Origin of the sequence: Planktothrix sp. FACHB-1355 (genome assembly GCF_014748295.1) — a bacterium.
GTDB classification, from domain to species: domain Bacteria; phylum Cyanobacteriota; class Cyanobacteriia; order Cyanobacteriales; family Aerosakkonemataceae; genus Aerosakkonema; species Aerosakkonema funiforme_A.
In genome coordinates, this window is sequence record NZ_JACJUP010000865.1 from 1 (window position 1) to 3,154 (window position 3,154).

Consider the following 3,154-nt stretch of genomic DNA (forward strand, 5'->3'; position numbering starts at 1 on the left):
CTCTCCGCAAAAATAACGGGGATAATCCCAGCGGATTTGCTCTTACCCCACCTTTGGAATAACCCGAAACGGGTGTTCCTGCTTTATCCTGAGAATTGGAACTCTTATTTATATTTAATTTCCACAAATAAGCTTTGATTCAAGCCGAAACCCTAGAACTACTGGAATGGCCACGTCTGTGCCAACACCTGTCCACTTTTGCTGCCACCAAGCTGGGAGCTATTGCTTCTCGTCGTCTGCAAATTCCCCAAACTCAAGACGAGAGTCTGACTCTGTTGGCGCAAACTCAAGAAGTTTACAAATTGGAAACTCGCCTGACAACAGGCTGGACTTTTGACGGAATTTATGATATAGGAGATGCGCTCGAACGAGCCGAACTCCAAGGTATCTTGTCTGGGGAAGAGTTGCTCAACATTGCGACAACTCTGGCGGGGACAAGACAACTGCGTCGAGTTATCGATAACCAAGAAGATTTGCCCGTTCTGACGGAGTTAGTGGCAGATTTGCGGACTTATCCGGAGCTAGAGCAGGAAATTCACCACTGCATCGACGATCGCGGCGAAGTGGCAGACAGAGCTAGTCCCAAACTCGCCGGCATTCGCCAGCAAATGCGGCAACAGCGCGATCGCATCTATCAGATATTGCAAGGCATTTTACAGCGGCAATCCGGCGCGGTGCAGGAACAGGTGATTACCCAGCGGGGCGATCGCTTCGTTATCCCCGTGAAAGCAACTAGCAAAGATGCTATCCCAGGTATAGTTCACGACACATCGATGAGCGGCGTTACCCTGTACGTGGAACCAAACGCGATTGTGTCGTTGGGAAATCAGATGCGGCAACTCATTCGTCAAGAGCAAGCTGAGGAAGAAGCGATTCGCAGAGCTTTGACAGAACAGGTGGCAGCAGTTAAACCGGATTTGGAGAGGTTGTTGGCGATCGCAACTACTTTAGATCTGGCAACAGCTAGGGCGCGTTACAGTTATTGGTTGCAAGCTAATCCGCCCAGATTCATTCAAATGGTTGGAGGCGGGCAAGATGCCCACCCCACAAGAGAAAGCATTACCCTGCGGCAGTTGCGCCATCCTCTGTTAGTTTGGCAACATCAGCACGAACAAGGTGCAGCAGTTGTGCCCGTGGATTTACTGATTCAGCCGCAAATTCGAGTAGTAACGATTACAGGCCCTAACACTGGCGGCAAAACCGTTACCTTAAAAACTTTGGGTTTGGCGGCGCTGATGGCGAAGGTGGGTTTGTTCGTAGCCGCACGGGAACCAGTCGAAATGCCCTGGTTTGAGCAAGTTTTGGCAGATATTGGCGATGAACAATCGTTAGAGCAAAGTTTATCTACCTTTTCCGGTCACATCCGCCGCATTAGCAGGATTTTAGAGGCTTTGGAGAATGGAGAAGAAAATGAATCTGCAATTGCCAATGAGCAATTATCAACGAGCAATTCGCTAGTATTGCTAGATGAAGTGGGAGCGGGTACTGACCCAGCGGAGGGAAGTGCATTGGCGATCGCACTTTTACAATATCTCGCCGACAACGCACAACTGACGATGGCGACAACTCACTTTGGCGAACTCAAAGCGCTGAAATATCAAGACTCGCGTTTTGAAAATGCTTCGGTAGAATTCGATGATGTCAGCCTTTCGCCTACATATCGTTTATTATGGGGAATTCCCGGTCGTTCTAACGCTTTGACAATTGCTCGCCGTTTGGGACTCAACGCAGAGGTAGTTGAAAAAGCACAAACTTATGTAGGGGGAGCAACGGAAGAGGTAAACGAAGTAATTGCGGGATTGGAAGCGCAACGCCGCCGTCAAGAAACTAAAGCAGAAGAAGCAGCGCAACTACTCAAACAAGCAGAGCGTTTCTATCAGGAAGTCTCCAAAAAAGCAGCTGCTTTGCAAGAAAGAGAACAACAGTTGCGACAACAGCAAGAACAGGAAGTGCTAAAAGCGATCGCACAAGCAAAAGGTGAAATCGCCCAAGTAATTCGCCGCTTGCAACAAGGGCCGATGACCGCACAAGATGTGAATATAGCAAGGGAAAGTGTCAATCAAATTGCCCAACGTCATTTGCCACCACCGCCACCGCCAAAACCCAAACCAGGCTTTATGCCAAAAGAAGGCGATCGCATTCGCATTCCCAGGTTAGGTCAAACTGCGGAAGTGCTGAGTTCTCCTAACGAAGCAGGTCAGTTGACCGTCAAGTTTGGCATCATGAAAATGACTGTTTCTTTAGAAGATATCGAATCCCTTGATGGTGAGAAACCGGAATTGCCAGTTAAATCAAAACCCGTTGCAGGCGAGACAAGTAATTCGCAAAAGAAACAGACAGCAACTGTTCCGCAACAACCCAAACCTGCGATTCGCACATCTAAGAATACTCTCGATATTCGCGGTTGGCGAGTAGCAGATGCAGAAAGCGAGGTAGAAAAAGCGATCGCCCAAGCAGTAGAATACGGTGTCCTGTGGATCGTTCACGGCAAAGGCACCGGTAAGCTGCGACAAGGAGTTCACGAATTCTTGAAGCAGCATCCGCAGGTTGAGCGTTTTGATTTAGCCGATCGATCTGAAGGCGGCGAAGGCGTCACCGTTGCACACCTCAAGTAAGCTGGGTAATTGCAAATTTCAGATTTCAGATTGCAGATTTTGGCAATTTGTAATCTGAAATCTTAGCATTCTTTAACTACATCATATAATTATATTATGTCCGGTAGCATCGGCTGCATAAAAAATCCCCTTCTTATCTGCGTTAATCTGCCTACATCTGCGGTAGAAATTTAACCACCGATTCTCACAGAGAATAACAACAGTGAATGTGGCGAAAATAAAAATTTTTTTAGGGAATAATCAAAAATTTGCCATCTAAAATCTTAAATCTCAAATTAATTCATCCCCAAGTGAAAAGTTCGCAACTAGATGTGTTGCAACATTCCAACAAATTCTGAACTTTATATTTGGCGATCGCATAACGCCAACCGAGCAATTCTCCTTTTTGATAGGGTGTGGGATAACCGATAATAAATGGTTCTTGAGCATAAGGAGTGCGACAGCGAACTTTGCCTTCGTCGTATCCCAGCCAAAAATCGGTAGCTTTTTGAACCGAGTGATGAATATGCAGGCGGTATTCGGAAATTAACAATTCCAGT

Annotated in this window: 2 protein-coding genes; one reads left to right on the forward strand and one right to left on the reverse strand. The window is 47.0% G+C overall.

Translation table 11 applies throughout. The annotated features are described in order from the left end of the window. Window positions 1-134 precede the first annotated feature (134 nt). On the forward strand, window positions 135-2,615 hold the full coding sequence (locus H6S82_RS26130; protein ID WP_190473110.1) for an endonuclease MutS2: 2,481 nt from the start codon (window positions 135-137) through the stop codon (window positions 2,613-2,615). A gap of 280 nt (window positions 2,616-2,895) precedes the next feature. Here H6S82_RS26130 and H6S82_RS26135 read toward each other — a convergent pair. Continuing rightward, window positions 2,896-3,154 (reverse strand): hypothetical protein (locus tag H6S82_RS26135; RefSeq protein WP_191056949.1); only part of this gene is annotated, 259 nt, incomplete at its 5' end.